This window comes from Moorena sp. SIO4A1 (assembly GCF_010672065.1).
Lineage (GTDB): Bacteria > Cyanobacteriota > Cyanobacteriia > Cyanobacteriales > Coleofasciculaceae > Moorena.
This window is the reverse complement of the sequence record NZ_JAAHHX010000407.1, coordinates 1-1,936: the sequence shown is the minus strand read 5'-3', so window position 1 is coordinate 1,936 and position 1,936 is coordinate 1. Positions and strand designations below refer to the sequence as shown.

Genomic DNA, 1,936 nt, shown 5'->3' with positions numbered 1-1,936 from the left:
TCTTCAGTATCAACTTCTACTATCTTCTTCTTAGCCACTAATTTCAACTGCACTTTGGGGCGCATGATGTTTTGGACAATCACTTCCCCAGCTTCCTGTAAACCAGCTAATACAGGAGTCTTACCTACAAAAGGGACAGCAACAATTAATGCGATCGCACCCAGACCGAGAATTGATGAACGTTTCATTTGCAATAAACCTCTTGATAATTACAACAATTTTATAGAAGACTGAAGCTTGAAGGCTGAAGTATGGGGGCTGAAGGTTGAAGGCTGAAGTATGAAAGCTGAAGTAGGAAGGCTGTGGGCCGGATAGCGTTCCCGCAGGGTAGGCTGAAATGACTTGATTAGTGGCTCACTAAAGGTTGACTCAAAACGTGGTCAACAACCAGGAGTTACACCGGTGTATCTCACTTTTGCTGTTTGATCCGGTGGGTGGAACGGGCATCAGGCGTGGAACGGGCATCAGGCGTGGAACGGGCATCAGGCATGGAACGGGCATCAGACGTGGAACGGGCATCTTGCCCGTTTCCTTCCTCGGGCGGGCTGTCCCCTGGGGACCGAGAAAATCAGGACTCACCCTTGGGTGGTGCGTTACGGGGCGGGCTGTTCCAACACTGGCGCTCGGTGTTAACATGATAGCAAGCCCGCCCCTAACGCACCCTACTGGACTGACACATCTAAAATGGTGCAATAAGCGTAGGTTGGGTTGAAGAATGAAACCCAACACCAGTAACGCATTGTTGGGTTTCCCTACCGCTCAACCCAACAAACATTTTTAGGTGTGCCACGCCACTACGCACCCTAAAACCTTGTTAGAGTCAACTTCTGACTTCTGACTTCTGACTTCTGACGCTAAGCGTAGCGCTATACTTACTACTTCAGAGCATTAAAGATTAGTCCACCTTACGACGGAAGACAAAGGATCCATTGTCGCCAGGAGCAACAGTACCAACTTCATTGACATACCTAGTCACTTCTTCACCGCTAGCTGGGTCAGTATTTCCAAAGGATAAGGTATTATTGAAGTACTCCACATCACCCTGAGATGGGTCAGTTCCTTGCTCGTGAGTGGTGACAGTAACCCAGTTGTTAGGAGCTGCAGTGCCATCCTCAGTAATGGTGAAGTTCTCAGCATCCAAAACTACGTTACCAGCACCCACTAGTGGTTCAGAGATATTGGTGTAGGTGATTCGGTACTCGATAAACTGACCAGGCTTAGCCCGTTCCGCGAGGGTACCTTCCTGATCACCTGTGGGATCTCCGCCGGAGAAGTCCTGAATCACTGTTACACCATCAGTATCCAGAATCCGAGCTTCTTGCACCATCTGCATATAACCAGTGTAGGGACGGTCAACAGTAATGTTGAAGACGGTGTCTTCAGTGACATCAAAGTTTCCGTCCGTGGTGTTGTCCACAAAGGCAACAATCGGAATCCCGTAACCCTGAACTTGAGCTGTCTCAGGTAAGTCAACAATTACCTCGTAATCCAATTGCTGACCTGGTGTGAGAGTACCAACATTAACTGTTGTACCACCAGTGAGGGTAAAACCACCAGCTTCAGTGTAGGTGTAAGTCGCCTCAAGAATTGGACCTGTCTCTGGCTCGTACCTGATCGTGACCGTAGTGTTATCAGGAATCTGGTTATCTGGTCCAAAGTCTACTGGAGTGGTGAATTGAGGATTAACTTGAGGGTCATTAGTCGCCGCATTACCGACTGAAGGCGCAATTGGCAACAAGGTTACGTTATCTAAATTAGTAGCATTGGGGTTCTCAACGGTATTGTCGAAGGTCACCGCACCTGGGTCAATGTCGATACCCTGAGCTGTTCCAGCTGGAATAGTTGTGGACTGGTTAGTGAAGTCATCATTGTCATTGGTTGGACCAATAGCATTGGGTCGATCCTCCGGACCATTGAGGATTTGACTGGTAGTATA

Annotated in this window: 1 protein-coding gene and 2 pseudogenes; 1 reads left to right on the top strand and 2 read right to left on the bottom strand. The window is 48.4% G+C overall.

The features are described from left to right. Nucleotides 1-188 (bottom strand): annotated as a pseudogene (locus tag F6K53_RS38795) (hypothetical protein); the annotation flags it as partial. 234 nt (nucleotides 189-422) lie between these two features. Between F6K53_RS38795 and F6K53_RS38790 the strand changes: the two are divergent. Then, nucleotides 423-638: a hypothetical protein gene (locus F6K53_RS38790; protein WP_293085182.1), complete on the top strand. Its 216-nt coding sequence runs from the start codon at nucleotides 423-425 to the stop codon at nucleotides 636-638. A 257-nt stretch (nucleotides 639-895) separates the two neighbouring features. Here F6K53_RS38790 and F6K53_RS38785 read toward each other — a convergent pair. Then, a pseudogene (locus tag F6K53_RS38785) lies at nucleotides 896-1,936 on the bottom strand (hypothetical protein); the annotation flags it as partial.